The organism is Acrocarpospora macrocephala, assembly GCF_009687865.1.
Taxonomy (GTDB): Bacteria; Actinomycetota; Actinomycetes; order Streptosporangiales; family Streptosporangiaceae; genus Acrocarpospora; species Acrocarpospora macrocephala.
On record NZ_BLAE01000085.1, the window covers coordinates 23032 to 49456 of the forward strand.

The following is a 26425-nucleotide window of genomic DNA, read 5'->3' on the forward strand; positions in this document are numbered from 1 at the left end:
AGCCCGAGGGTAATCAAAGGGCTGGGCGGGTGGGAACAACCACCGTTTCGTCAGAACTCCTCGTCGGCGACGAGACGGCGGACCGCGCCGAGGTGGGAGTCGAGTTCTCCGGGTTCGAAGCGGCACATGGCGATGGCGTACCAGAATTCGCCGTGGACGTCGCCTTCCTGCTTGTAGCGGCCGTCGGGGGCGAAGGCGGCCCAGCCGTCGGGGATGCCCAGGAGTGTGACCTTGCGGGTGGGTTCGGGGGTGCTGAGGTCCCACAGGATGATCGTGCCGTCGTCGCCGGCTGAGGCCATCAGCGGCTCGGTGGGGGAGAACACGACGGAGAAGACGCGGCGCGCGTGGCCGGGCAGCGTGTGCAGGTGCTCGCCGGTGCGTACGTCCCACAACCGGATGACGAGGTCGTCGCCCGCGGTGGCCAGCATGGCGCCGTCGGGGGTGAAGGCGCCGGTCCACAGCCGCCCGGCGTGCCGTTCGAGCACATGCAGCTCGGCCCCGGTGGCGTGGTCCCAGATCCGGGCCCGGCCATCATTGCTGATGCTGGCCAGCACCGTGCCGGCGGGGTTGAAGACGACCTTGTAGACGCGGTCCTCATGGCCCCGCATGACGCGCAGGCACTCGCCCGTGGCCGCGTCCCAGACCCGGACCGCCCGGTCGTCGCAGCCCGTCGCGACGAGATGGCCGTCGGGACTGAAGTCGATGGACCGCACCCGGCCCCGGTGATCGGCCAGATTGACCATGAGCTTGTTGCTCGTCCGGTACCACAACCGCACCGAGTCGTCGTCGTTCGCGGTGGCCAGGACCATGCCGTCCGGGCTGAACGCCTGCGCCCAGACGTAGTCGGTGTCGATGTCGAGCTCGCGCTCGAAGGGCCACCGGCCGCCGGTCTGCCACAGGTGCACGCCGCCGTCGTTGGTGGCGGTGGCGATGCGCTCGCCGTCGGGGCTGAAGACCGCCGAGGTCAGCTGGTCGCCGACGCCGGTGAGCTTCTCCAGCAGGCGGCCCGAATGCGGATCCCAGATGCGGACGATCCCATCGTTCCCGCTGCTGGCCAGCATGGAACCGTCAGGGCTGAAGTCGACCGAGCTGACCCGGCGGCCGTGCCCGCGCAGCGTCCGGGTGACCTGCCCGGTGCCCAGGTCCCACAGCCGGATCGAGTCGTCGTTCCCGGTCGTGGCGAGCTGGCTGCTGTCGGGGCGGATCGCGAACGGCCAGATCGAGCCCCGGTGCCCGGCCAGCCGCTTGCTCGGCCGCCCGGTTTCCGCGTCCCACAGCCGCAGCGAGCCGTTGCTGTCCGCGCTGATCAGCGTCTTGCCGTCGGGGGTGAACGACACCTGGTAGACGGCGCCGGTGTGCCCCGCGAGCTGCCGCGGGGTGTGCGGGGCGCGCAGATCCCAGATCCGCATGACACCTTCGGTGTCGCCGGTGGCCAGCAGATGGCCCGCCGGGTGGAAGTCGACGGCGTACACGCGGCCCGGGTGGCCCTGGAGCTCGTGCCGGATCGCGCCCGTGGCGGTCTCGAAGACGCGGACCAGGCCGTACTGGTCGCCCGCCGCCAGCAGCACGCGGTCGGGGCTGAGCACGAGCCGGTAGACCGGCCCCGTGCCCTCCGACAGCACGCTGCGCACCTCGCCGGTGGTCAGATCCCAGACGCGTACCGTGGCCGAGGCGTCCCCGGTGATCAGGGTGTCGCCGCCGGGCCCGAACACCGCCGTGTAGACCGGCGCGGTGTGCCCGGGGAGCGAGCACAGCAGCTCGCCGGAATGGGCGTGCCAGACCCGGATGACGCCGTCGGCCGAGCCCGCGGCCAGCAGCGTGCCGCCCTCGTTGAACAGCAGCGGCCAGACCCCCTCGGGGTGCACCTTCAGGATGTGCGTGCACAGGCCGGTCGCGGTGTCCCAGATCCGCACGTTCCCATCCGCCGAGCCGGAGGCCAGCAGCATCTGCGAGCCGAACGCCAGCGCGTAGGCCCGGTCCCGGTGCCCGTGCAGGGTGCGCAGCGGCTGCCCGGAGGGCGCCTCGAAGATCTGCACGCCGCCGTCGTCACTGCCCACCGCGAAGATCTGCCCCTCCGGGTCGTACGCGATGGCGTTGGGCAGCCGGCTCGTCCCGGGATGGAACCCGTACGGCACCCCGACCGTGGCCGGGGCCAGCTGCGCCTCGATGGGGCTGCCCGGCACGATGGCGGCGTCCCGCAGCTCCGGCGCGCTCAGCAGCCGCTCGCCCGCCCGCACGTTGATGAGGATGGCACGCGACCACCTGCTCCCCGCGATGGTCGCGTCACGCAGGTCGGTGCGGGCCAGCCGGGTCCTGGACAGGTCCGCGCCGCGCAGGTCGGCCCCCGTCAGCCGGGCCTCGTCCAGCCAGGCGCCCGCCAGCTTGGTGCCGCGCAGCACCGCCCGCGACAGGTTCGCGCCGACCAGCCGCGCGTCGGTCAGGTCGGCGTCGGTCAGATCCACCTCCTGCAGGTCGCGGTGCGAGAGATCCTCGCCACGCAACCGCGCCCCCCGCAGGTTGGTCCGGGCGGGCGTACGCAACCGAGTGATGATCTTCAGCGCGTTCCGCCGCGAGACGTCCTCGGCCGCGGGGTCGGCCAGGACCTTGTCGGCCCAGCTCTGGCAGTGGCGCGCCTCGGCCAGGTCGCACAGGAAGTCGACCGTGAGCTGGGACAGCACCCGCCGCGACAGTGCCTTCGGCGTCTCGCCCCCCGCCGTGAACTCGTCGGCGATGTGGTGGGCGACGAGCCATTCGGCCACCGATCCGTGAATGAACCCGAAAAGACCCTCGCTGGTCCTGACCAGCAGGCTGGCGGTGCCCACCGTGTGCGCCGCCTGCTCGCCCGACATCCGCCCGTCGGCCAGCCCCGACAGGGTGTCGGCCACCTCGGCCAGCTCGGCCAGGCGCAGGAACGGCTCGTTGGTCTCCCACAGCCGCATGGCCAGCGTGTGAACCGCCGCCCACAGGTCGGCCACCTCGAGCCCCGCCTGCACACCCGGCAGGTTCCCCAGGCGCACCTGCTCGAACTGCAGCCAGGAGTCGAGGATCTCCTGGTAGAGGACGGCCGCGCTGACCGTGTGGCGGGCGTCTGCGACGGTGCGCAGCCGATCCTCGGCCAGCTGGGCGATGAAACTGAGCATCCGGGGATTGCGGGCCAGCCCGCTCAGGTCCTCGATGCCGTCCAGCAGCCGCAGCCGCTCCTCCGCGCGCTTCCGATCGCCGTACGCGTTGACCAGGTAGGCCAGGATCTGCTCATTGGAGAAACCCTCGACACTGAGGACCCGCCGCTGCGGCAGCACCCCCACCATCCCGCCGAGATTGGTGAACACCTGCTGGTCGGACTTGAAATGCTGGGTACGGCTCGCCACGACGATCTTCGCCCGATCCTGCGCCGCCTGGAGCAGCGTTTCCAGATGATCGGCGGCCCGGTCATAGGTCACGCGGGTGACCAGCTCATCAAAACCATCGAAGAACAGCACGATCCGCCCCTGCCGGAGCATGTACTGGAACGCCTTCAGGTCGATGTGCTCCTCGCCGTGATTGGCCAGGTGCGCCGCGATGAGCCCCTCCACCGAGTGCGCCTTGTCCAGGGTGCGCAGGTCGATGAGGATCGGGATGATCTGCGCGGTGTCGGCGGTCATCCGGCGCACCACCTCGCGCAGCACGAACGTCTTGCCCCGGCCGAAGTCGCCCAGCAGCAGGATGAACCGGCCGTGCTCGCCGCCGAGCAGCGAGATCAGCTCACCGGCCAGGTCATGGCGTACCCCGCTCTCCGGCCGGTCGAGCTCCCGGAAGTCCTGCGGCACGTAGAGGTGCGCGGGATAGGCCGGATCGTCGTTGAGCCGGTTGGTCTGCCGGATCGCGTACTCCGACAGGTCGACCAGCCCCTGGAACTCCACCAGGCTGCGCAGCCGGACGCCCCGCCGCGCCGCCTCGTCGCGCAGCGCGGACGGCGGGGCGGCGCCCAGATAGACCAGCTCCGCGCTCTGCTCCATGCTGCCCGCGTGCACCTGCCGGGCGAACGCGTCCACGTCGGCGGCGGTGGGCTCGCCCACCACCGCGCCCACCCAGAACTGCCGGACGAAGTCCTCCTCGCGATAGGTCACCCGCAGGCGCGGCGGGTCGGACTCGACCGTCCTGATCACGGTCCGCTCGAACCGCGACTCGCACGCCTCCGCGATCCGCTCCAGCAGGTCCGCGCGCGGGTCGGGCGCCGCGATCGGAAGCGGTTCCGCCACCTCCATCATCCCGTTGTCGGCCGGGCCGCTCACCGCCGGGTAGACGCCGCTGACCGACGACCAGCTCCGCTCCACCCGCCGGGCCTCGGCGCCGATCCGGTGCACGCCGACCCCGCCGGGGGTGAACTCCAGCACCTGGTGCCGCCCGGGCGCCAGGCCGGGCAGGCACAGCGCCCCGGAACCGAGCTCGACCGGCTCGCCGCCGCCGCTGCCCTGCAGGACCGCGTGCAGCTTCCCGCCGAGCAGGGCCTCCACGCTCGCCCGGTCGGTGAGCGAGTCGCTCTGCCCGGCCCGCAGGTTGTGGTAGAGGGCGCCGATCCGCAGCCAGCCCTCCCGTTCGAACGGGCGCAGCCGCTCCGCGAACCAGGCGGCCTGCGACTCCCCGACCAGGCCGTGGTCGTCCTCCGGGCGGTGGCTGAGGGCCATCGTCGAGTTGAGCCCGGCCACCACCACCTTGATCTCCGGAATCGCGAACAGCGTCCACGGCTGCGCGCTGTCGAACATGATCGAGTCCAGGCCCTGGTAGAGCTCCTCGAACAGCGACGCGAAGTGCCGCCACTTCGGCCAGTACGGCGGCTCGGGATGCTCGTCGTCGGCCCGGCAGTGGTGGAAGTACGCCTCGCAGGCCGCGATGTTCACATCCTTGGCCCCCGGCACCACGATCATCCGCTGCGGTTCGAGACCCACGAGCGCCCGCAGCCCGGTGAGGAAGTCCATCGCCATGGCCGACTGCTTGCGGCTGCCCGTCGCGGTCAGGTCGCCGGTGACCACCAGCAGCTCGGGCCGGGGCACCCCGCCGTCGGTCAGCTGGATCAGCTCGGCGAAGACGCGGGCCTGCAGCGCCTCGGGGCTGAGCGGCGCCTCGTGGCCCAGCGTCCGGCCGAACCTCGGCCCGGCCAGGTGCAGGACGCTCACGCTGCCGCGCTGGCCCTGGGCGTGGAAGCCGGCGGGAAAGGTGGGCGGGACCACCGGCGCCCGGCGCGCCCGGCCCTGGCCGGTCAGCACCCGCGGCTGCGGGAAGGCGAGCGGGGACGGGGTCCGCGCGGCGGCCTCGGACGGGAAGTTCGGCCCGGCCACCGGCTTGGCCCGGCCGGTGAGCGCCTCCCTGATGCGGGTCAGCAGCAGCCCTCTGGCATGGTCGGGATCGGTCACCCCCAGCAGATCGACCCAGGTGATCGTGGACAGCAGCCCGTCGACCTGGCAATCCTCCAGCCGTACCGTGATGAGTTTCTTCCCCGGGTTATCCGGATTCGCGCGAAGTGCCGCCTGCCATTCCAATCGACCGAATCGCGACCCCATATAATTCTCGGTGAGCAACGCCAGCACGATGGCCGACTCCTTGACCCCCCGGTCCATGAAGTCGACAAAGTTGGTGCCCGGCACGAAGTCCCAGGCCTGCAGCATTGTGCGATATCCTGCAGCCTCAAGTTCCCAGGCCAGCCACGTCGCCCACCGTTCATCGGCGGGGGAGTAGCTGATGAATATGTCGGTGGGGCGCTCCATGACGTCAGTATCGCTGAGCCACTCCGGATCGGTACCCTGATGTTCTCATTGGTACGAGATATGGGACAACGGTCTGTGCCTCTCTGGAAGCGGGCCGTAGCCGCCTTGACCCCTCTCGACTGGGTTCGCATCGCGTTACTGGCAATCGGAATCGGGTGCGTGGTCACCGGCCTGCTACCGGCTGACGAGGCCTTTTCGAGTTTTCAGCGAATAGCCCCGCTGATGCTTTTCCTGGCGGCCGTCATCGTGCTCGCCGAATTGACGAAGCAAGCCCAGGTGTTCGACGTCATCGCGACCCGGCTGGCGCTGCTGGGCCGCGGCTCCTATCCGATGCTTTTCCTGCTCTGCGTGGCGTTCGCGTCCTGCACCACCATGTTCCTGAACCTGGACACCACCGCCGTGCTGCTCACTCCGGTGATGCTCGCGCTCGCGCCGCGCGCGCGGATAGCGCCGCTGCCGCTGGCGATGACGACGGTCTGGCTGGCCAACACCGCCAGCCTGCTGCTGCCGGTGAGCAACCTGACGAACCTGCTCGCGCTGGACAAGGTGGGCCTTTCCGCGCCGCAGTTCGCCGCCCGGATGTGGCTGCCCCAGCTGGTCTCGATCGCCGTCACGATGGTGCTGCTCTGGGTGTTCTTCTGGCGCGCGGGCGCGCGCGGCGCGGACCGCTACGAACCGGCCGCCCCCGAGCCGATCGGCGACCGGGTGCTGTTCTGGGTCACCGCCGGGGCCTGCCTGATGTTCATCGCCGCCATTCTGGGCGGCCTCCAGATAGAGATCGCGGCGCTCGCCGCCGCGGCGCTGGCCATCGTGGCCTACCTGGTGCGGGATCGCGGGTCGCTGCGGCCCTCGCTGATCCCCTGGCAGCTGCTCGTCTTCGTCACCGGCCTGTTCCTGGTGGTGCCGACCCTGATGCGGCACGGCCTGGCCGACGTGATGACCTCCATCATCGGCGCCGACCACGGGTTCGCCGGGCTGCTGCGCGCGGGCGGCGCCGGCGCGGGCCTGTCCAACGTGGTCAACAACCTGCCGGCGTATGTCGCGGGCGAGCAGGTCATCCCGGTGGACAATCACGACCAATTGCTGTCGCTCCTGGTGGGCACCAATGTGGGCCCGGTCATCACCCCGTGGGCCTCGCTGGCCACGCTGCTCTGGTTCGAGTCGTGCCAGCGCCACGCGGTGAAAGTCCCGCTCGTGAAATTCATGCTGACCGGCGCTCTCCTGGCGGTGTGTATCGTGCCGGCCGTGGTCGCGGTGGTGACTGTCTGACGAAAACCGGCGGTTCGGCCTACAATAAGCGCATGGTGGATCTCCCGGTTTATGACGCCGTTCTGCTGCCGCCCGAGGCCGTGAATGCGGGGTCAATTCGGCTGAGCGAGTGGTGCGCGAGCCAGACGCCGGCGGAATTCACCCTGAAAGCCGGTGAACTCTATCCTCACATCTCGCTCTACATGGCCAACTTCACGCCCGCCGACCTCGATTCCGCGCGAGACGAGCTACGATTAATCAGCAAATCGATGCCCGAAATCCCCCTTGCGGCGGACCATTTCTCCGGCAACGACCAGGGCATGTTCGAACTGTTCTACCGGAAGACCGAAGCCGTCACCCGGTTGCAGGAGTCCATCATCGAGCGGCTCAATCCGCTGCGCACCGGCCTGCGGCTGCGCGACCCGGTGGGCCGGGTGCTCGCCGACCACCGGCTCAGCGCCCCGCCGACCGCCCGCGCCAACCTCGACCGGTACGGCTACGACGAGATCGGCGACCTGTTCCGGCCGCACATCACGATGACCCGCTTCCGCGAGCGCGGCCACCAGATCGCGGCCGATCTGCTGCCGCCCCCCGAGTCATTCACCGCCGTCTACCGCACCCTCGCGCTCTGCGTGATGGGCGAGCACGGCACCTGCACCGAGATCGTGGAGACCTTCGAGCTCGCCAGCGAGCGCTGACCGGATCTCGGCGAGGTGGCCGGGCCGGCAGGCGATGAAGTTGCGCTCGGCCTCGGGGAGATCGATCCGCTGGTCGAACAGCCCGCCGTCGAAGGCGCGTAGCTCGACCCCCGACTCGTGGGCGATCAGCGCCCCCGCCGGGAGATCGACGAGTTCGGCCCGGTAGCCGATGAATCCGTCGATCTTTCCCCTGGCCAGCAGGGTCCACCCGACCAGCGGCGCCCACAGTTGCAGCAGCCGTCCGGCCTTGGCTTCCAGCGCCGTACGCAATCCGCGCGCGGTCGCGTCCTCGCGGCCCACCGAATGGCCCTGGGTCCAGGCCAGCAGCAGCGACCGCCGCCCGGGCGGCGGGTCCGGCGGCAGGCCCGGGCCGTGCGCGCCGGCGCCGCGGACGGCCGACCAGGTGCGCCGGGAGACCGGGTCGTGGACGACGCCGGCCTGGGGGAGCTTGCCGACGCACAGGGCGATGCCGACCGCGTAGACCGGCAGCCCGATCGCGACGTTGTTGGTGCCGTCCAGCGGGTCCACGAGCCAGACGCGGTCGCCGTCCGCGCCGCTCGCCCCGGATTCCTCGGCGAAGATCTGGTCGTGCGGGTAGGCGGCGCGCAACCGGCCGACGATCAGCTCTTCGACCCTGAGGTCGAGGTCGGTGAGGACGTCCGCGCCGTCCCCCTTGGCCTCGATCCACTGCGGTTCCTCGCGGAGCAGTTCGCCCGCTGCCTCGACCGCCTCGATCGCCAGGCCCAGTTCCGCCGTCACGTCCACGTGCCGTCTCCCCCCGGTTCGCGGGTCAGCCTGGCGATCGCCAGCCGGGCCGCCTGGATCGTCTCCGCGCTCGTGCAACGCGAGCGCGGCAGCGTGTGGCCGGCCACCTCCGGCGGTCCCAGCGAGAGGTCCGGCCGCGAGCCGCCCGTCCGGCCGAGGACGACCGTCGCCGCCTCGCCCGAGTCTCCGACTTCGGTGCTGTGAAAAACCCCAGAGGGCAGGGAGTAGGTGGTGCCGCCGCGGTGGACGTCGGCCCGTCCGGGCAGGTAGTGGACCGTGCGGTCGGAGGCGCGTATCTCGTCGACGTCGCCGTGGCTGACGACCTCGAAGATCCGGTGGGTGGTTCCCTCGCGGAGATCCCCGAGCACGTTGCGGATCTGGCCGTACAGGACGAAGCTGGTCAGTTCCCAGCTGTGGCAGTGGACCTGCGAGGTGCTGCTGGCGGCCGAGGCGAGTTCGGGCGACCACAGGTGGATGCAGACTCCGAGCTCGCCGCTGCGCTCGACGGGCAGGCAGAGGAAGCCGAGCGGATGCCGTACCGCCGTGAGGGGCAGGTGGCCCGCCGCGATGTCGCGCAGCACGGATTCCGCCCAGCGGGGGAGGGCGGCCGGGGCCGTGCCCTCGTCGATGTGGAGCTGTAGATCCGAGTAGCGCATGTGTCGCTCCTCAGTCGGCACCAGGTCTCCCTCAGGGGCTCATAGGTATGGGTCGGACGCCGCCAGCGCGCGCCGGGTCAGCTCGATGACCTCGGCGTCCCGGAACGAGTCGAGCGGGAGACCCAGCGTCTGGAAGAGATCGCGCACCTCGTCCAGGGCGGGCTCGTCGGCGAGCGGCACCCGCAGCACGCGGTCGATCGGAACGTGCCTGGCCTGGCTGAAGCTGATGTTGAGCTCGGTCTGGCACCAGGAGTAGTAGAGCTTGTCGTGCGCCGCGAGCAGGGCGGGCGCGGCGGGATCCTCGCGGGTGACGATCACGTGCGAGGCGGCCATGTCCCAGCGGCACGTCGAGATCGTCGAGGACAGGCCGACGGCGATGGTGAGGAAGTCGTTGTGCTTGCGGTACCAGCTGGCCGCCAGGATGGTCGCGTAGGACTCCAGGCGCGCCCGCTCTGCCGTCCACGGGTCGCCCTTGCCGGTCGGAAGGGATCGGCGGAACCGGGCGTACGCCTCGCAGACGGTGGTGTTCTCCGGGTCGATGATCTCCAGCTGCACCCGGAGCGGGCGGCGGGCCGCCCGGGAGTTCTCCACGCACTCGCGCAGCGTCACCGCGCGGATGAACGTTCCCGTGCCGCCCTTGAAGATCCAGCTGTTGCTGTCCCGCCAGGCCGCCGCCAGCTCGGCCCGCACCTGCGACCCGGCGAGCAGCGACACCACGGACACCTGGTCCAGCGTGTGCCGCGTCTGCTCGAGCAACCCGGTCACCTCGTCGTGGCGCTCGGCCATCGTGGCGAGCGCGTCCCGGGAATCGGCCGCCAGCTGCCGGAGCTCGGCCGGCTGGGCCAGCATCCGGTTGCGGATCAGCGTGGTCGCCACCAGCGCCAGCACGAGCAGCGTGCCGTTGCTGGTGACCGGATCCTTGAACCTATCCGGTATGCCCGGAATTGTGTCGACCAGGATGGCGATGATGGCGATGATGAGCGCAATGCCCGCGTCAGGCTCATTACGCAGCCAGGTCAGCCGTAACCGTTGCCACATGTTCCGCTCGGAACCGCCCCCGCCGTTCTCGATCGCCATGAAGCTTCTCTCGCATTCGTGAACGAGTTGAATTACCCCTACCCCATAACTAGTCTGTACGTCCAGGCACATGTCCGCCACCCTGGCAATTATCTCAATTGAGGTGAGGACCGAAATGAAGCGGCGGATTGTCTGGCTGGTTACGAACTCAGACGTCGCCCTCGCGTTGTCCGTCGCCATCGTGGTCGCCGTACTCGGGGTGGTCGGGCCGGATTCGGAGAAGGCGGGACCCGCCGAGAGCGCCACGCTGGCCACCCTCGCCGTCCTGGCGGTGATCCTCCTGCGCGACCGGGCCCGCAACGACCAGCGGGACCAGGACTGGCGGGAAGCCCTGGCGGAGACACAGCTCCGGCTCGACCGGCTGGCCGACGGAATCGACCGCAGCTCAGGGGTCTACTTCGTGATCGGCCTCGAGTTCGGCAAGGTCCTGGCCGCCGCCCGGCAGTCCACCGACCGGTGGCTGTTCAAGGGCGCGACCGGAACGTACGTGCGCGCGGTCACCCTGCCGGAGTGCGTCGACCACGCGCGGCTGTCGAGGCGGGCGCTCGTTTTCCGGCTGGAGATTCTCGATCCCACCGACCCGGAATTATGCGAACGGTACGTCCGCATGCACCAGCGACTCACCACCCGGGCGGACAGCCCGGAACACTCGTGGACGATGGACGAAACACGCCGCGAACTGTTCGCGACAATTCTGGCGGCCTGCTGGTACCAGCAGCGGTACGAAATGCTCGATATCGACATAGGCCTCTCGTCGAAACTTTCGATTCACCGGTACGAGTTGTCGTCCCGATGCCTGATCATCACGCAGCGTGGCCCGAGTTTTCCGGCCACGATCGTGGAGAGCGGGAACCTGAGCTACGACCTGTGGAACACCGAGCTGGCGGTCAGCCTCCGCCAGTCGAAGCTGCTCCCCATGAAGCAGATCCAGGACGTGCCGCTGAGCGCCTCGCCCAGCGCCGACGAGGTCCGCAGCGTGTTCTCCCTGCTGGGGGTCGCCCTTCCGGACACGTACACGGACGCCGACCTGGAGGAGATCTCGGAACTCGCCCTCGCGTCCGCCAACCCGTACGAATAGGGCTGTCCCCGACTGAGGCCCTGGCGTGACCCGGCTACCCGGGCAGATCCCAGGCCTTCCTGATCTCCCGCAGGGCCTCGCCGGCGCGCTCGTCGGCGACCCCGAGGTCACGGCGGACCCGCGCCAGCGCGTCGAACGAGCCGGGAAACCCCGAGTCGGAGGCGCGCGTCAGCCGGTCCAGGGTCAGCTCGGCGGTGAAGATCTGCTCGATGGTGCGCAGGAAGCCGCGATCGTCGGCCAGGCGGGCCGACTCGCGGGTGAGCAGGGCGGCGGTGATCTCCGGCAGCGTGCGGGGACGATCGGGCACGATCAGCGCCGCCGCTGCCCGGGCCGTACGCAACAGGTCGCGGGGCATGCCGCCGGACAGGCAGTGGAACAACGCCGCGAACGGCACCGGCAGGCCGACCGCGCGGGTGTCGAGCAGCCGCGTCGCCGTGGCCAGATCCAGCGGCTCGACCCGGATGATCTCGTCGATCGCGCTGTCGAAGGCGTCGCGGCGGCCGACCGGGGCCAGATCCGCCTCCCGCAGCGCCTCGTCGGAGACCGACAGCAGGAACAGGCAGTTCGGTACGTCGAAGACGACCTTGAGCTCGTTGACGAAGTCGCGGGCGCGGGCGGCCGGCTCGATCCGGTCGAGTTCGTCGATGCCGACGACCAGGCCGCGGGGTTTGAGGCCGGTGGTGGTGAGTTCGTCGGCCAGCGTGTGCAGGAAACCTTTCAGGGCGTCGACGATCTCCAGGTAGGTGAGCGGCTGGCGGGCCCGGCTGCCGCCGCGTTTGGCCGAAATGCCGAAGCCCTGCCAGCCCGCGTTCATGCTGGCCTCGCTGGTGCGGGTCTGCAGGTAGTGGATCCACTCCAGGTGCTTGGCGGCGGCCCCGGCGGCGGTCTTGAGCTCGGCGGCGATCGCCGACCGGCACAGCTGGGCGAACAGGCCGAGCATGAACTCGCGTCGCTCGTAGACGACCGGCGCGGAGATCACCAGGCCCAGCCGCTCGGAGCCGTCGCCGCAGAAGGCGTGCAGCAGGTCGGTCTTGCCGACGCCGCGCGGGCCCGACAGCGCGATGCTCCCGCCGTCCATGCCGTTGGCCACCACCGTCAGCGTCTCCTCGGCGGCGGTCGAGACGTGGAAGGCCAGGCCGCGGACCTGGCGCAGGCCGGGGGTCTGTTTGAGGTGCAGCGTCAAAGCGTGGCGGCGGGTGATGTGGGCGCCGATCTGGGCGCGCAGCAACCCGCGCAGCGCCTCGGCCACCGAATCCCACCAGGCCGCGCGCAGCCGCTCGGCGTCCTGGTTGTCCGGGGCCAGCAGCCCGCGGCGCCACACCTGAACTCCCGCGCCTTCTGAAGCCTGCAAGAACAGCAGATATGGCGCGACGAACAGCGCCCCGACGATGAGGCTGACCGGCGTGCCCCAGGCGTAGCCGTCATCATCCCCGGCCGGACGGTTGTGGGCCATCTGCCAGAAAAGCTGATCCGCGGCGGAGGCCCCCGCGACCACGAGGGCGGTCATCACGAACAACGCGACGTCGGCACTCCAGGAGTAGCGGGCTGACTCGTTCCCCGCGCGGACCCGCGGCAAGAGGGAGAACAGGGCGAAGGCCACGCGCCCCGCCACCGCCGCGATGACGATCGAGGTCAGCAGCAGGCCGATGCCGCTGCCCACGACCCCGATCATCGACACCGGCCGATTTTCGATCAGTGCCGCTTTGAACTCGTCATTCCACGCCCCCGTCATGATGGCCGCCAGCGCGACGAGCAGCGCGAACGCCCCACCGGCCCAGAAGATCACCCGCACTCGCCGCCGCCGGCTCCATACGCTCTGCGCCCGGCCGGCGGCCTCCCGGTACTCTTGCTCCGCGGCGCGCGCGTGGCCAAGCAGGGCCCCTCGTTGCGCCAGCGCCGCCGCCCGCAGGTCAGCCGCCGAAGGCGCGTGCTCCCCGGCCATGGCGACAGTGAACTCCGGCTCCTCCAGGACCCGCCTGACGAGCTCATCGAACTCCTGGCTGCGCTCATCGGCGACCATCCCTGAAGCCTCCTGTCCACGTCCTTCCGACAGGATGGCGTGGCTCAGCCTCGCGCGTCAGCGCCGTACGGCATCAGCGCCCTCGTGCTGGGGTGCGCAGCCCTTCAGCACGAGGGCGACCAGTGCGTTCGCGTCGTCGGCGGTGGGCGGGCGCTGCCGGGCGAGAACGCGGTACAGCAGCGAGCCCACCAGGGTCGAGGCGACCGTGGGCAGGTCGGCGTCGGAGTCGATCTGCCCGGCCCGCTGGGCGCTTGCCAGCCGCTGGAGCAGCGACGTCTCGTGCGGCTCGGTGAAGTGCCGGTACAGACGATCCGCGACCTCCTGGTTGTCCACCGTGGCGGCGGTCAGGGCCAGGACCAGGCCCGAGCCCTCCGGCGACGTCAGCCGTGCCACCCAGGCGCGCGACCACTCGCGCAGATCGTTGGCGATATGACCGGTGTCGGGGAGCGGCTCCACCTGCTGCGACAGGCCCCCGCTCAACGCCGCCTCGGCGACCACGGCGCTCTTCGAACCCCACCAGCGGTAGACGGTCTGCTTGCCCACCCCGGCCCGGCCGGCGATCCCCTCGATGGTCAACCGCTCGTAACCCACAGCCGCGAGCAGGAACCGGGTCGCTTCGAGAATCGCCAGCCGCGAAGCCTCGCTGCGCTTGCGGCCACTTGACATGACACCAGCGTAGGCACCTCCGGTAGTCTCCATTACGAGACGTGTCGTCTCGAAATCTCGGATTGGAGTCACAGACATGGCGTACGGAGTATTGGTCGTGGTCGGAACCGGCGGGATGGGCGTCGCGGCGGCGCGCAGGATCGGGCCCGGAAAGCGCGTTCTGCTCGCCGACTTCAACGAGGCGGCGCTGGACGCGGTCGCCGGCGCGCTCCGCGACGAAGGGCACGACGTCACGACTCAGGTCGTGGACGTCTCATCCGGGGAGTCCGTCCACGAGCTCGCCCGTACCGCGGCTCGGCTCGGCCCGGTCACGCAGGTGCTCCACACGGCTGGGCTCTCCCCGGCGCAGGCGCCCGTGGAGGCGATCCTGCGGGTCGACCTGCTCGGCGTCGCGCTCGTGCTGGACGAGTTCGCCGAGGTCGTCTCCCCGGGAGGGGCCGGTCTGGTCATCGCCAGCATGTCCGGGCATCTCATGCCGCCCCTGCCCCCCGAGGTGGAGATCCAGCTCGCGACGACCCCCACCGGCGAGCTGCTGAACCTCCCCGCCGCTTCCCCCGGCGCGTTCGCGTCCCCCGGCCATGCCTACTCTTTCGCCAAGCGGGCCAATCAGGTGCGTGTCCGCGCCGCGAGCACACAGTGGGGCCGTAAGGGAGCACGCGTCAACACCATCAGCCCCGGCGTCATCTCCACGGCGATGGGCCGGCAGGAGCTGGCCTCACCCTCCGGCGCGTTCATGAGAGCGATGGTCGACGGCTCCGGCACCGGCCGCCTCGGCTCTCCGGACGACATCGCATCCGCCGCCGCGTTCCTGCTGTCGGACGCCGCCTCGTTCATCACCGGCACCGACCTCCTCGTGGACGGCGGCGCCGTGGCCGCCGTGTCCACCGGCCACACCGCGTTGTCGATGGCCGCGAGCTGACCCCGTACCCGACAACAGGAGACGTGACCATGCCCATCAGCGCACTGGACCCGACAACCGCACTCCTCGTGATCGATCTCCAGCACGCCACCGTTAGCAACCCCACCGTCCACCCGATCGGCGGCATCGTCGCCAACGCCGCCCGGCTCGCCTCGGCGTTCCGCCGCCATGGCCTCCCGGTGGCTCTGGTCAGCGCCGACCTGAACGACCCGCCCCCCGGGGCGTACGGAGCTTGGCCGGCCCAGGGCGCCGATTCCGGCGGACGCGCTCGAGATCGTTCCCGGGCTCGCGCCGCAGCCCGGGGACATCAGGATCACGAAGCGGGGATGGAGCGCGTTCGCCGGCACCCCGCTCGACGCGCGGCTCGCCGAGCGGGACGTCACGCAGGTCGTCATCGCGGGGATCGCGACCAGTTTCGGCGTCGAGTCCACGGCCCGGTACGCCTACGACGCCGGTTATCACGTGACGATCGCCCTGGACGCGATAACCGACCTCGACGTTGGGGCGCACGAACGCGGCGTGACCAGGGTTTTCCCCGTACTGGGCGAGACCGGCACCACCGATCAGATCCTCACGCTGCTCTGAGGGTGACCGATCTCATAATGCGGGGACGAGAATGTGAGGGAGAAGCAACACGGAGCGTTCTTGATGGGGGATTGCCGTGCGCTTACGCTCCGCAGGAGGGAACGGATGCGTGCGGCATGGCAAAAATGTTCGACACCGCGCTGCGGATGGACGCGGCGGGACCTGGTGGGATTCCCATCCTTAATAATCTTCGTTTTCTACGGCATTCCGCTTGGTACGCGCTGGATCGGGTCGCACCGAAGTTTCCCGGGCCGGTCGTACCGCTGACCGGTGGGAACGGGTCGGTCGTCCTGCTCAGGGGCGAGGAGGCGATCCGGCGGTATTTCACCGACAACGACACCTTTCATCGGCTGAGCGATGGCCTCTTCACGCTGCCGGAAGGGCGGCCCTGGTCGCGGATGTTCGACGCCGTCATCACCTTCAACGGGGAGCGGCATCGTCGGGCGCGCAAGCTGCTCATGCCCGTCGTGCACAAAAGCGCGATGGAGCATTACGCGGTGGTATTCGCCGACACCTTCAAGCGGACCAGATTCGCCGCGTCCGATAGCGAGCCGTTCGACATGGCGGCCGAATTCCTCGACGTCACCCGGGCCAACATGCTCACCTGCCTGCTCGGCCTCGAACCGGACGAGGAGAACGTCGCCCTCGCCCACGCCGTCCACCGGCTGCTCCAGGCCACGCTGAACCCGATGGTCTTCATGTACCAGAAGGAACGCGACTGGACCCCGTACGGCAAGTGGACCCGGCAGGTCGCCGGCGTTTACGACCGGCTGGCCGGGATCATCGAGCGCAAGCGCGCCGAGGAACCCCGCCCGGACGCGTTGTCCATCCTCTGCCACACCACCGACGAGAACGGCGACTCGCTGACCACGCCGGAGATAGCCGGCGAACTGCACGGCCTGTTCGCGGCCGGGTTCGAGACCACCGCGATGTCGATGACGTGGGCGTTGCTGACCATCCTCGGCACACCTGACCTGGAGGTCTCCAGCGAGGAACAACTGGACGCCGTCGTGAGGGAGTCGCAGCGGCTCATCCCGACCGTGCCGCTCTCCCTGCCGCGACGCGTGACGCGGGACGTCGAGATCGACGGGGCGCCGCCGATCCCGCGTGGCGCGCTGGCCTTCACGGCCCCGCTGCTCGAACACCGCGACCCGGTGGCGTTCCCCGATCCCGGCGCCTTCCGCCCGTCGCGCTGGACCGACGCCCGCCCCTCGCCGTACGCGTTCCTGCCGTACGGCGTCGGCCAGCGGCGCTGCCTCGGAGCATCCTTCGCGGACCTGCAGATCAGGACGACACTCGCCCTCATCCTCGCCTCCGGCAGACCACAACTGCTCACCACCGAGGTCGACTACCGCATCAAATCCGGCGCGACCGCGTTCCCAAAGAAGCCGATCATGGTCAGCACGGGCGGCAACGCCTCCGCCCCCGGGCCGGTCACCGGCACCGTCACCAAGCTGTGGAACCGGTCATCAGCCGGTTGACCGCCGTCCTGCGCGGGCGGCGGTCAAGCTCGTCTCAGCGGTGCAGTGCGGTGAAGAGCGTGACCCACTGGTCGGGATGAACGAACGCCACCACCGTGCCACGCGCGATACCCGCCCGGGCGAAGGCCGCGCCCACTCCGTCGTAATGCCGGTTGAGTGAGGCGTACAGCGAGCCGCCGACGCCGGAGAAGCCCAGCTCCACCAGCTCCTGCCACGCGTGGCCATCGTCGACGAGCGGCTCGGGCCGTCGCTCGATCCGCAGGATCGCCGAGTCGACGGAGGGAACGGGCCGGAAGCTCTCCCTGCCGATCCTGCCGAGCAGCTCCCACGAGAACCACGGCCAGCTCTCCACCGTCACCAGGCTCCACCTGCCGAAGTCGCCGCTGCGCTTGCGGGCGTACTCCACCTGGGTGAGCAGCGTGGCCGAGGTCAGCTCCGGCGCCCGCAGACACCAGTCGACGATCTTGGAGGTGATCGAGTACGGGATGTTCCCCACAACCGCGAACGGCTCGCCCGGCGGCCGTACCGCGGTGAAATCACCCTTGACGATCCTAAGCTTGGTCTTGGCTCTGAGCTTGGCCACCAGCAGCGGATCGATCTCGTACCCCACGACCGTGGCGCCCGCCCTGGCCAGCGCCATCGTGAGCACTCCCTCTCCGGCCCCGGGCTCAAGCACGAGACCACTCGGCCGCGCCGCCTTGACCACCTGCTCTACGGCATGCCGATCGACCAGGAAGTTCTGCGAGAACTCCCGCCGCGCCCGATCCCTGGGCGTGCGACCGCCACCACTTTTCCTGGCCTTCTTCTGGGTATACGAATAGTTCCCGTGCGCGAAGTCCTGCGCCACAGCAAAAGCCCTTTCGGGTCCTCGAGATGAATGGAATCTCGACGGGCCCTGGGCTCGCGTCCCGCGAAGCTAGCGAGCCAGAGCCCGGCTGCTGCGCATACGCATGAAACAGATGCAGTACATGCGGATCACCCTACGAAGGATCCCCTGAAATCGCGACGTATTTTCCGGAACGGTGCGTCCGTGACCGTCACCGAAAGTGGCTCACGGCCTGGTCAATCGTCCACCTGTCAGCGTGCTATGCGATCGAGAGCCACTGAACGCGGACGATGTAGACCTCGCCGCGTACACCTATGCCTGCACTCCACGCTCGGCGAGTAGTTCGCGCCAGGTTCTGTCTCCACGGGGCACTGCTTGGCCGCGGTCGGCGAGTTCTTGTACTCGCGCGGCGTGCTCATACATGCGTTCGCGACCTGCGCGGTCGTGCATGGAGTCGTGGGCGATCAGCCACCAGGTATGGATGAACTCGTTCAGCTTGCCGAGATCGAGCGTGGCCCGCACCTCATCCAGTGCCATGCGTAGGCCCGCGTCGAAAGCCTCCCGGTCCTGCGGCACGGTCAACGCCACGCGGATCGAACCCAAGTTCTTATCCAGCACGGGTGCGCTCACGTTCACCGGCTCATGCGGTTGCGCGGTCATGAGGCAGTCCCCCCTTTCGCTGGCCCGATTCAGAGGTTACGTCAATTCACTGGTGTGACGTGTCGGCTAGGCGGAACTTCTAGTGATCAAGGTAATCGCAGGGGGCTTACTGAGGGTCGGATAGGAGTTCTCGGATGGCGTTGGCGATTACGGGGTCGACGGTGAAGTGTTTCTCTAGCCAGGTCAGGGTGGTTGTGGCGGCCTGTCTGTTGTGTTCGTAGCCGGGGGCCATCTCGGCCAGTGGCAGCACGGCCGGTGGGTATGCCTGCTCTACGCGTCGGCTGGGTTCGAACGGGTCGCGGCGGGGGTGAGGGTGGGCGGAGGTGAGGTGTAGCAGGGCGATCACTCGGTCGATGGCGTACGACTGGATGAAGCGGGTTGCGGTCAGGCGCTCGCCGCGCAGTTCGCGGTGGAGGCCGACGTAGAGGTTGGTCAGGGCCTCGTTCAGGTGGAACTCGACCGTGTCGTACTGCGGGCCAGAGGGTGGTGCGCCGCGATTCGCCAGGTCGGTGGGGGCGTCGTCGCGTTGCCAGACGACTCGCGCGCCGTGGAAGGGGATCTTGGGTAGTTCGTCGACCGTGAAGATCGCGTACTCGACGAAGATCCCGTCGGTGAACAGCGCCTTGCGCCCGTTTTGGTCGGTGGCGAAGCTGTACGCCACTGGGCAGGGCGCCTGCAACCAGTCGATGGAATCCACATAGCGGGGCTTGGCGGCGTCCTCGACGACGACGAAGAAGTCCAGGTCGGAGTGCTCGTCGAGCCGGTCGTGCTCGGAACCCGCCGAACCGACGCCGAGTAGCGCGAGAACGTCACCGCGCGTGGCCAGATGGGCGGCGAGATCGTCCAGCCGTCGCAGCATGGGGTGCATCCACGTCTTCCCTTCGTGAAGAGTCGACGTTTCAGCCCGTACAGCCCCTTATAGCCGCCGAGGTCGCGACACCTGCTCCCCGTGAGCCTCGGCGAGGCGGCAGGTGTGTGTCAAGAGGTGGGGGCGGGACAACGTCGCCTGAAGAGGTACTAGACTTGGAGTGTTCGTTATCTTGTATTGTTCGTGTTTATGAAGGCAGGCTGCGCGCCATGACCGCATCCAGGATCCCGACCACCGCCGAAGAGTTGCGCGGTGCCGGCCTGCGGGTGACGGCCGCCCGCGTCGCCCTGCTCGAGACCGTCCGCGACGGTGACCACCTCGACGTGGAGGCGCTCGCCTCCGGGGTGCGTGACCGCCTGGGCCACATCTCGCTTCAAGCCGTGTACGAGGCCCTGCACGCGCTCACCGCGGCGGGACTCGTGCGCCGTATCGAACCGCCCGGCAGCCCGGCCCGGTTCGAAGGACGCGTCGGGGACAACCATCACCACATCGTGTGCCGGTCGTGCGGCGTCGTCGCCGACGTCGACTGCGCGGTCGGTCACGCGCCCTGCTTGACCGCGTCCAACGACCACGGCTTCGTGATCGACGAGGCAGAGGTCGTCTACTGGGGCCTATGCCCCGACTGTTCCACCGCCCGCAGCGCCTGAGCACCGCGGTCGGCCTAGTCCCGGAAGGATTCTCATGTCTGATAACCATGATGCAATCGTCGTAGACGCGAAGACGGAGGGCGCGGAGGGCTGCCCGGTCGCGCACGGGCGCGCCCCGCACCCGGTTCAGGGCGGCGGAAACCGCCAGTGGTGGCCGGAACGGCTCAACCTGAAGATCCTCGCCAAGAACCCCGCCGTGGCCAACCCCCTCGGCGCGGAGTTCAACTACGCCGAGGCGTTCACGAGCCTTGACCTCGCGGCGGTGAAGCAGGACATCGCGGAGGTGCTGACGACCTCGCAGGACTGGTGGCCGGCCGACTACGGCCACTACGGCCCGTTCATCATCCGGATGGCGTGGCACAGCGCGGGCACGTACCGGATCAGCGACGGCCGCGGCGGCGCCGGGGCCGGCCAGCAGCGCTTCGCCCCCCTCAACAGCTGGCCGGACAACGGCAACCTCGACAAGGCTCGCCGCCTGCTGTGGCCGGTCAAGAAGAAGTACGGCCAGAGCCTCTCGTGGGCCGACCTCATGATCCTCGCCGGCAACGTTGCCCTGGAGTCCATGGGCTTCAAGACCTTCGGCTTCGCCGGCGGTCGCGCGGACGTCTGGGAGCCCGACGAGGACGTCTACTGGGGTCCCGAGTCCACCTGGCTCGGCGACGAGCGCTACACCGGCGACCGGGAGCTGGAGAACCCGCTCGCCGCGGTCCAGATGGGCCTCATCTACGTCAACCCGGAGGGCCCGAACGGCAACCCGGACCCGCTCGCCGCGGCCCGCGACATCCGCGAGACGTTCCGCCGGATGGCGATGAACGACGAGGAGACGGTCGCCCTGATCGCGGGCGGTCACACCTTCGGCAAGACCCACGGCGCGGGCCCGGCGGAGAACGTCGGCCCCGACCCCGAGGCCGCCCCGATCGAGGCGCAGGGCCTGGGCTGGAAGAACGCCTTCGGCACCGGCAAGGGCGGCGACGCGATCACCAGCGGCCTCGAGGGCGCATGGACGAACACCCCGGTGACGTGGGACAACAGCTTCCTCGAGATCCTGTACGGCAACGAGTGGGAGCTGTCCAAGAGCCCCGCCGGCGCCCACCAGTGGAAGCCGAAGGACGGCGCCGGGGCGGGCACCGTCCCCGACGCCCACGACCCGTCGAAGAGCCACGCCCCGACGATGCTGACGACCGACCTCGCGCTCCGCGTGGACCCGGTCTACGAGCAGATCTCGCGGCGCTTCCTCGCCGACCCCGACGAGTTCGCGGACGCCTTCGCCCGCGCGTGGTTCAAGCTGACCCACCGCGACATGGGCCCGATCGTGCGCTACCTCGGCCCGGAGGTCCCGGCCGAGACGCTGCTGTGGCAGGACCCGCTCCCCGCGGTGACGCACGAACTCGTCGGCGCTGAGGAGATCGCCGAGCTCAAGGGTCAGATCCTCGCCTCGGGCCTGCCGGTGTCCGCGCTGGTGTCCACCGCGTGGGCGTCGGCCTCGTCCTTCCGCGGCAGCGACAAGCGCGGCGGCGCCAACGGCGCGCGCGTCCGCCTGGAGCCGCAGAGCGGGTGGGAGGTCAACGATCCCGACCAGCTGGCGACGGTGCTGCGCGCCCTGGAGGGGATCCAGGAGGCCTTCAACAACGCCCAGACCGGCGGCAAGCGGGTCTCGCTCGCCGACCTGATCGTGCTCGCCGGCAGCGCGGCCGTCGAGCGGGCCGCCAAGGACGCCGGCTTCGACGTCGAGGTCCCGTTCACGCCGGGCCGCGCGGACGCGTCGAAGGAGCAGACCGACGTGGAGTCGTTCGCCGCGCTGGAGCCGACCGCCGACGGGTTCCGCAACTACCTCGGCAAGGGCAACCGGCTCCCGGCTGAGTACCTGCTGATCGACCGGGCGAACCTGCTGACCCTGAGCGCCCCCGAGCTGACGGTCCTCGTCGCCGGCCTCCGCGTCCTGGGCGCGAACCACCAGCAGTCGCCGCTCGGCGTCTTCACCACGACCCCGGGGTCCCTGACCAACGACTTCTTCGTCAACCTGCTCGACCTGGGCACGACGTGGCAGGCGACGTCCGGGGACGCGAACGTCTTCGAGGGTCGCGACGCCGCCACGGGCGAGGTCAAGTGGACCGGCAGCCGCGCCGACCTCGTCTTCGGGTCGAACTCCGAGCTGCGCGCGCTCGCCGAGGTCTACGCGAGCGATGACGCGAAGGAGAAGTTCGTCAACGACTTCGTCGCGGCATGGACCAAGGTCATGAACCTCGACCGGTTCGACCTGGTCTGATCACGACGTCCAGGCCGGCCCGGTACCGGCCGGCCTGGACGTCCTTGTCAACGGGGCATTCGCTTGACGAAGGCCTCGGCGGCATGGAGCAGGACCGGGTCCCTGGTCCGGCTGTATTCGCGTAGGGCCGCCTCGGTGAGTTTGATGACGTGTTCGTCGCCGTGCTCGACCGCGCGCCGGAGCAGCACCGCCCGGTCGGGAGTGTCGGGCGGGTCCTCCCGGTAGAGACCGTCGCCTGCCGCGTCCGCGGCGAACGCCGTGATGATCGCGCCGATGATCTGCCAGCTTGCCGCGATCGTGGGCCGATGGAGCTCGACCGGCAGTGACGGCAGTACGAGCCGGGCGGCGGCCGGAGCGGTGACCGCGTGGCAGAAGGCGATGGGCGCGTCCGGACGGGTCCAGAGGACGCGCGCGGCCGCCGCGATGAGCCGATCCAGGGCCACGTCGGGATCGGCGGGGGCGCCGTAGGCGTCAAGCCCTTCAGCGAAGCGCGGGACTCGGACAAGCGCGGCCAGCCGTCCGCCGATGCCGGCCCCGGACGAAGGCTCCGCCGAGTCCATGCGGGGCAGGCGCGCGATCGAGTCAGCCGGGCCGAAGGCGCCGTTCAGAGCCGGCGAGCCGGGCAGCGGCTGGTAACGCGCGGCCCAGAACGCGAGGCCGTGCGCGAACTCGTCGACGAGCGGCCATGGGGGAGGGTCGCCGGCGGCGGAGAGCACCCGGACGATGTGCGCGGTCCGGATGACACCGTGCGTAGCGCTGGCAGCCATCCCGGGCAGTAGCCTCGGCCACCACGTCACCAGGACCTGCCGCCATGGGGCCTCGCCAAGCTCCCGCCGGAAGGTGGCCACCCAATCCCCGAGCCGCCGCATGTCCCCGGTCGCGGACCGCCATTCGTCAGCCTTGATCGGCCGCCCTGCCGGTGGCTCCGGCTCCAGCTTGGCACGATACGCGTCAACCCAGTCCGGAACCACGTCGCCCGCGCCCATGGCTATCAGCGCTTCGGCGGCCATCGGCCCATGGTTGGCAAGAAACCCCGCGAACTCCACCCCCGTACCCCGGAGCCGATCCAGGGCGTCCAGCAGTCGATCCGGTGGCTCATGACGATCGGCCACGTGCCCTTCTGCGATGTCCATAGGTCCAAACTAAGACAAGATCAACAGCCCTGCCGTATTGATCGCCGGCCCGGCCGTCAGGTTGCGGCCTGCCAGGAGCAGGTCAGCGCCCTGGTCCGCCTGCGGGTTCCACGGTCGTGGCGCCCGGCGTGAAGTGGTGAGAACGGTTCACCCGGGTCCGTACTTATTTCCGAATGGCGGGTCTATATGTATATATACCCGACCATCACTGTCTGGGCATCGGGATGCCGTAATGCCCGAATTGATCTTGCTGATCCGGCATATTGCAGCCTCTGTCATGAGGTGGTTAAATCTGAGTAAACCTAGCAGTAGAGACATAACGGACCGCACCGCGATTAACCGCGAAAGACGCGTCGGAACATAGACGCGAAGATGTCGCGCGCATCCTCACTCAACAACTCCCTGCAGGAAACCCGGGTTATGCCATAGCCATCCCGATTTCTGTCATGCCCATCCACCGAAGGTGTGGATAATCCGCTCAGAAGGAGTTTATCATGATAGGACACGCTGGCCCGATCAGCGGTATCTCTGCCTATGGGGATGACTTTATCGCGACAGCGGGTTACGACAATCGGGTCATCCTGTGGAATCAGAAGACGGGCGAAGCGGTGTCCCGTGTCATCCACGATCACCTTGCCAACCAGTGCACTTTCAGTCCTGACGGGAGGCTGCTTGTATCATCGTCCAGCGATTACTCTGCTCGCCTCTGGTCGGTGCCAGACCTCCGGCTGATGGCAGTGCTAGGAGATCACGAAGACGACGTCGAAATGTCGGTCTTCCACCCGACGGAGCGTATGGTCGCGACCGCTTCGCGTGATTACCGGGTACGTGTATTCGATTACAACGGCGAGCTGCTCCATTGCTTTACCGGCCACACCGCGGACGTCATCAGCGTTCAGTGGAACCATGGCGGGGACCAGGTCATCAGCTCCAGCGACGACGGGACGATCAAGCGCTGGTCACTCGTGAGCGGCCTGTTGGTGCAGGACATCGACCTGGGCGGAGTCGAGACGGACACCATCGCGATCCACCCGAATGGAGTGATCTACGCGGGAAACGACGACGGGCAGCTAATCGTGCTCGATGGAGAATCGGTCACGAAGGTGGACGCGCATGCGGCCGGCATCAAACGTCTCGCGATCGGCATCGAAAAGAACCTGTTGGTCAGCCTGAGCTATGACAGAACCATGCGTATCTGGGATATCAGTTCCGGTTTTCCACGTCCGAAAGTCTCGACGAATCTTCCCGCGGAGGTCTGGCCCCGGTCCTGTGCCTTCGCCGGTGACTCGTCCATAGTCCTCGGCACATTCGGCTCGACGTATCAATCATACGACTACCAGCAGGACAGGTGGATCGGCAGAGAAGTAGCGCCGACCTACGGCCTAAATGCCATATACGCCCATGAAAGCGGGCGAATCACCGTGGGTGATGCCGGTATAGTGTGGCGAGACAACCAAGAGCTGTCACGGCCAGGCAGTCTTTGCAACTTCTTCGCTCCCATCGCCGATCGGCTCATCACGGGTGGACAGCTGGGAATAATCTTCGACGTGCTCACCGGACTGCCGATCCACCAGCACAGATCACCATTGAACTGTGGAGTCTCCTTCAAGAGAGACGATCTCGACCACGTAATCGTCGGCACTTACACCGGTGAAGGGCTTGTCTTCTGCAGATCGAACAACGGCATCGACTACGTGGCCGAACTAAAACTCCACGACAACGCGGTAAAAGGCGTCGCCTCGTCTGGTCGCTACATCTTCTCGGTCAGTGCGGACGGTAGCTGTACCTGGTTCGACAAGGACGATCTCACCCTGGTGAAGACGATCCACCGTGCCCACGACAAGATAGCGAACGGCTGTGTCGGCCTGGGCGGTGGAGAGTTCGCCAGCATCAGCCGGGACCTGAAGCTACGCATCTGGTCAGCCGACTTCACTGCGACCGTTATCGACACGCCCTACACGCACTCGATCAAGTGCATCGCGGCGAGCGCCGATGCTCGCTGGATCGCAACCGGAACCTACGACGGTCACATCGGCATCTTCGACCGCATCACGGGGACGTGGGCGGCGCTCACCCGCCCAACCGCGTCTGGCATCAGCTCGCTGGCGTATGACCCCCGGCACGATGTGTTCCTTGGCAGCTCGTATGACGGGCAGGCATACGAGTGTGCCGTCCCCGTCACCAGCGGGTAGCGAGTCTCGGATCTCGCGTAGCTGCGCGTACAGATGAGCCCAAGAGGCTTCTCATAAGCCTTCGCCGACCCTGGCGATCGATCTTGTGGCCATCGCCTACCGCGAGAACGTCCAATTGCGTGCCAGCCTCCGCGGCCCGGAGTTCCTGGATAAGCCCTTGGGGAGCCCAGAGCCGGCTGCCCAATGGGAGGACGCCTGCCGTCCGAGTGCACAAGGAACCTACGCATGCCCTGCAATTGAGGCTGCGCAAACCGTTGAAACGTATCCACGATCGGGATGAGGCGTGACTAGGACCGTCAATCGCGGCAGATTACCCCGTCTGCAGAGAATTCTGTCGGCGGCCGGGCTGCCCATGCTGCGTGGCTACAGAACGGTCATCATAGCGGTCCTGATCGATGGAATCGGCGCGGGCATGTTCCTGCCCTTCTCCATCATTTTCTTCGACAATTCAACCGACCTTTCCCTGTCTTGGATCGGAACAGCCCTCACGATCGCCACCCTGCTGGCAATGCCGGCCGCGCTGCTGGCCGGATCCGGAATCGACCGGTGGGGGCCCGCATCCATTCTCGTCGCCAACAATGTGGTAGCCGCCCTCGGCTACATCTCGTATTTCTGGGTCCATGACGTCATCACACTGATCGCGGCATCGGCCATAGTGCTGATTGCGGATCAGCTGTACTGGTCGGCCTGGCCGGTGTATGTGGCCGATATCAGCCGGGGCCAGGACCTGGACCGATGGTTCGCCCTGACCAATGTCGTCAGAAACGTGAGCGTCGGACTAGGCGGCCTGCTTGGCGGCGTCATCGCCTCCAGCTATGGGCCGTCGTCTCTCTCCTGGCTGCTCGGCGTGAACATAGTGACCTGCTTCATCGCGGGGGCGATATTTTCCAGCAAACGCA

20 protein-coding genes are annotated in these 26425 nt (G+C 68.5%); 10 read left to right on the forward strand and 10 right to left on the reverse strand.

The window, feature by feature from the left end:
• Positions 1 to 50 precede the first annotated feature (50 nt).
• Entirely contained in the window at positions 51 to 5741 is a 5691-nt protein-coding gene (locus Amac_RS46965; protein WP_155360941.1) for a WD40 domain-containing protein, read from the reverse strand.
• 60 nt (positions 5742 to 5801) lie between these two features.
• Between Amac_RS46965 and Amac_RS46970 the strand changes: the two genes are divergently transcribed.
• The gene (locus Amac_RS46970) at positions 5802 to 7010 is read left to right on the forward strand and encodes an ArsB/NhaD family transporter (RefSeq protein WP_170323011.1); all 1209 of its coding nucleotides are present in this window, start codon (positions 5802 to 5804) and stop codon (positions 7008 to 7010) included.
• Positions 7011 to 7042: 32 nt separating this feature from the next.
• Positions 7043 to 7687, forward strand: a complete 645-nt coding sequence (locus tag Amac_RS46975; RefSeq protein ID WP_155360943.1) for a DUF1045 domain-containing protein — start codon at positions 7043 to 7045, stop codon at positions 7685 to 7687.
• On the opposite strand, the gene Amac_RS46980 is transcribed toward Amac_RS46975, so the two are convergent.
• The 3 genes from Amac_RS46980 to Amac_RS46990 are packed head-to-tail and all read right to left on the reverse strand — an operon-like array spanning position 7586 to position 10185.
• The gene (locus Amac_RS46980) at positions 7586 to 8452 is read right to left on the reverse strand and encodes an inositol monophosphatase family protein (RefSeq protein WP_155360944.1); all 867 of its coding nucleotides are present in this window, start codon (positions 8450 to 8452) and stop codon (positions 7586 to 7588) included. The two genes, Amac_RS46975 and Amac_RS46980, sit on opposite strands and share 102 nt — an antisense overlap.
• Positions 8443 to 9108 carry a hypothetical protein gene (locus Amac_RS46985; protein WP_155360945.1) on the reverse strand — a complete coding sequence of 222 codons (666 nt, stop codon included), beginning with the start codon at positions 9106 to 9108 and terminating at the stop codon, positions 8443 to 8445. Before Amac_RS46985 ends, Amac_RS46980 begins: the two co-directional genes overlap by 10 nt.
• 39 nt (positions 9109 to 9147) lie before the next feature.
• On the reverse strand, positions 9148 to 10185 hold the full coding sequence (locus Amac_RS46990) for a hypothetical protein (RefSeq protein WP_155360946.1): 1038 nt from the start codon (positions 10183 to 10185) through the stop codon (positions 9148 to 9150).
• 115 nt (positions 10186 to 10300) lie between these two features.
• Here Amac_RS46990 and Amac_RS46995 point away from each other — a divergent pair, with 115 nt between their 5' ends.
• Positions 10301 to 11263, forward strand: coding sequence for a hypothetical protein (locus Amac_RS46995; protein WP_155360947.1), 963 nt, complete (start codon positions 10301 to 10303; stop codon positions 11261 to 11263).
• Between the two features lie 34 nt (positions 11264 to 11297).
• On the opposite strand, the gene Amac_RS47000 is transcribed toward Amac_RS46995, so the two are convergent.
• Both Amac_RS47000 and Amac_RS47005 read right to left on the reverse strand, forming a co-directional pair.
• The gene (locus Amac_RS47000) at positions 11298 to 13283 is read right to left on the reverse strand and encodes a P-loop NTPase fold protein (protein ID WP_155360948.1); all 1986 of its coding nucleotides are present in this window, start codon (positions 13281 to 13283) and stop codon (positions 11298 to 11300) included.
• Positions 13284 to 13340: 57 nt separating this feature from the next.
• Positions 13341 to 13949, reverse strand: coding sequence for a TetR/AcrR family transcriptional regulator (locus Amac_RS47005; protein ID WP_155360949.1), 609 nt, complete (start codon positions 13947 to 13949; stop codon positions 13341 to 13343).
• Positions 13950 to 14025: 76 nt separating this feature from the next.
• On the opposite strand from Amac_RS47005, the gene Amac_RS47010 reads away from it, so the two are divergent.
• The 3 genes from Amac_RS47010 to Amac_RS47020 all read left to right on the forward strand — a co-directional run bounded on the left by Amac_RS47010 (position 14026) and on the right by Amac_RS47020 (position 16934).
• Positions 14026 to 14868 carry an SDR family oxidoreductase gene (locus Amac_RS47010; RefSeq protein ID WP_155360950.1) on the forward strand — a complete coding sequence of 281 codons (843 nt, stop codon included), beginning with the start codon at positions 14026 to 14028 and terminating at the stop codon, positions 14866 to 14868.
• A 252-nt stretch (positions 14869 to 15120) separates the two neighbouring features.
• Positions 15121 to 15453: a cysteine hydrolase family protein gene (locus tag Amac_RS57595; RefSeq protein WP_344447852.1), complete on the forward strand. Its 333-nt coding sequence runs from the start codon at positions 15121 to 15123 to the stop codon at positions 15451 to 15453.
• 116 nt (positions 15454 to 15569) lie between these two features.
• Positions 15570 to 16934 (forward strand): cytochrome P450, encoded by a 1365-nt coding sequence (locus Amac_RS47020; RefSeq protein ID WP_170323012.1) that lies wholly within the window; start codon positions 15570 to 15572, stop codon positions 16932 to 16934.
• Positions 16935 to 16968: 34 nt separating this feature from the next.
• On the opposite strand, the gene erm is transcribed toward Amac_RS47020, so the two are convergent.
• From erm to Amac_RS47035, 3 genes are all read right to left on the reverse strand, one after another.
• A complete protein-coding gene (gene erm, locus Amac_RS47025; protein ID WP_155360952.1) occupies positions 16969 to 17781 on the reverse strand; it encodes an ErmE/ErmH/ErmO/ErmR family 23S rRNA (adenine(2058)-N(6))-methyltransferase in 813 nt (270 codons plus the stop codon).
• A 291-nt stretch (positions 17782 to 18072) separates the two neighbouring features.
• Positions 18073 to 18420 (reverse strand): DUF6247 family protein, encoded by a 348-nt coding sequence (locus tag Amac_RS47030; protein WP_155360953.1) that lies wholly within the window; start codon positions 18418 to 18420, stop codon positions 18073 to 18075.
• Positions 18421 to 18526: 106 nt separating this feature from the next.
• The gene (locus Amac_RS47035; protein ID WP_155360954.1) at positions 18527 to 19279 is read right to left on the reverse strand and encodes a hypothetical protein; all 753 of its coding nucleotides are present in this window, start codon (positions 19277 to 19279) and stop codon (positions 18527 to 18529) included.
• 218 nt (positions 19280 to 19497) lie between these two features.
• Here Amac_RS47035 and Amac_RS47040 point away from each other — a divergent pair, with 218 nt between their 5' ends.
• On the forward strand, positions 19498 to 19935 hold the full coding sequence (locus Amac_RS47040) for a Fur family transcriptional regulator (RefSeq protein WP_155360955.1): 438 nt from the start codon (positions 19498 to 19500) through the stop codon (positions 19933 to 19935).
• Positions 19936 to 19969: 34 nt separating this feature from the next.
• Entirely contained in the window at positions 19970 to 22201 is a 2232-nt protein-coding gene (katG, locus tag Amac_RS47045) for a catalase/peroxidase HPI (RefSeq protein WP_155360956.1), read from the forward strand.
• 47 nt (positions 22202 to 22248) lie between these two features.
• Here the strand turns inward: katG and Amac_RS47050 are convergent, their stop codons facing one another.
• On the reverse strand, positions 22249 to 23334 hold the full coding sequence (locus tag Amac_RS47050) for a questin oxidase family protein (RefSeq protein ID WP_155360957.1): 1086 nt from the start codon (positions 23332 to 23334) through the stop codon (positions 22249 to 22251).
• 494 nt (positions 23335 to 23828) lie between these two features.
• On the opposite strand from Amac_RS47050, the gene Amac_RS47055 reads away from it, so the two are divergent.
• On the forward strand, positions 23829 to 25526 hold the full coding sequence (locus Amac_RS47055) for a WD40 repeat domain-containing protein (protein ID WP_155360958.1): 1698 nt from the start codon (positions 23829 to 23831) through the stop codon (positions 25524 to 25526).
• A gap of 283 nt (positions 25527 to 25809) precedes the next feature.
• A partial coding sequence (locus Amac_RS47060) for an MFS transporter (protein ID WP_155360959.1) occupies positions 25810 to 26425 on the forward strand: 616 nt, incomplete at its 3' end.

What these genes read in the sequence shown, in the direction of transcription:
- Amac_RS46990 (WP_155360946.1), bottom strand. Translation starts at nt 10,185, where the DNA reads ATGGCGATCGAGAACGGCGGGGGCGGTTCCGAGCGGAACATGTGGCAA.
- Amac_RS47000 (WP_155360948.1), bottom strand. Translation starts at nt 13,283, where the DNA reads ATGGTCGCCGATGAGCGCAGCCAGGAGTTCGATGAGCTCGTCAGGCGG.
- Amac_RS46970 (WP_170323011.1), top strand. Translation starts at nt 5,802, where the DNA reads ATGGGACAACGGTCTGTGCCTCTCTGGAAGCGGGCCGTAGCCGCCTTG.
- Amac_RS46985 (WP_155360945.1), bottom strand. Translation starts at nt 9,108, where the DNA reads ATGCGCTACTCGGATCTACAGCTCCACATCGACGAGGGCACGGCCCCG.
- Amac_RS47020 (WP_170323012.1), top strand. Translation starts at nt 15,570, where the DNA reads ATGGCAAAAATGTTCGACACCGCGCTGCGGATGGACGCGGCGGGACCT.
- Amac_RS46975 (WP_155360943.1), top strand. Translation starts at nt 7,043, where the DNA reads ATGGTGGATCTCCCGGTTTATGACGCCGTTCTGCTGCCGCCCGAGGCC.
- Amac_RS47035 (WP_155360954.1), bottom strand. Translation starts at nt 19,279, where the DNA reads ATGCTGCGACGGCTGGACGATCTCGCCGCCCATCTGGCCACGCGCGGT.
- katG (WP_155360956.1), top strand. Translation starts at nt 19,970, where the DNA reads ATGTCTGATAACCATGATGCAATCGTCGTAGACGCGAAGACGGAGGGC.
- Amac_RS46965 (WP_155360941.1), bottom strand. Translation starts at nt 5,741, where the DNA reads ATGGAGCGCCCCACCGACATATTCATCAGCTACTCCCCCGCCGATGAA.
- Amac_RS46995 (WP_155360947.1), top strand. Translation starts at nt 10,301, where the DNA reads ATGAAGCGGCGGATTGTCTGGCTGGTTACGAACTCAGACGTCGCCCTC.
- Amac_RS47030 (WP_155360953.1), bottom strand. Translation starts at nt 18,420, where the DNA reads ATGACCGCGCAACCGCATGAGCCGGTGAACGTGAGCGCACCCGTGCTG.
- Amac_RS47055 (WP_155360958.1), top strand. Translation starts at nt 23,829, where the DNA reads ATGATAGGACACGCTGGCCCGATCAGCGGTATCTCTGCCTATGGGGAT.
- Amac_RS47010 (WP_155360950.1), top strand. Translation starts at nt 14,026, where the DNA reads ATGGCGTACGGAGTATTGGTCGTGGTCGGAACCGGCGGGATGGGCGTC.
- Amac_RS47040 (WP_155360955.1), top strand. Translation starts at nt 19,498, where the DNA reads ATGACCGCATCCAGGATCCCGACCACCGCCGAAGAGTTGCGCGGTGCC.
- Amac_RS47050 (WP_155360957.1), bottom strand. Translation starts at nt 23,334, where the DNA reads ATGGACATCGCAGAAGGGCACGTGGCCGATCGTCATGAGCCACCGGAT.
- Amac_RS47005 (WP_155360949.1), bottom strand. Translation starts at nt 13,949, where the DNA reads ATGTCAAGTGGCCGCAAGCGCAGCGAGGCTTCGCGGCTGGCGATTCTC.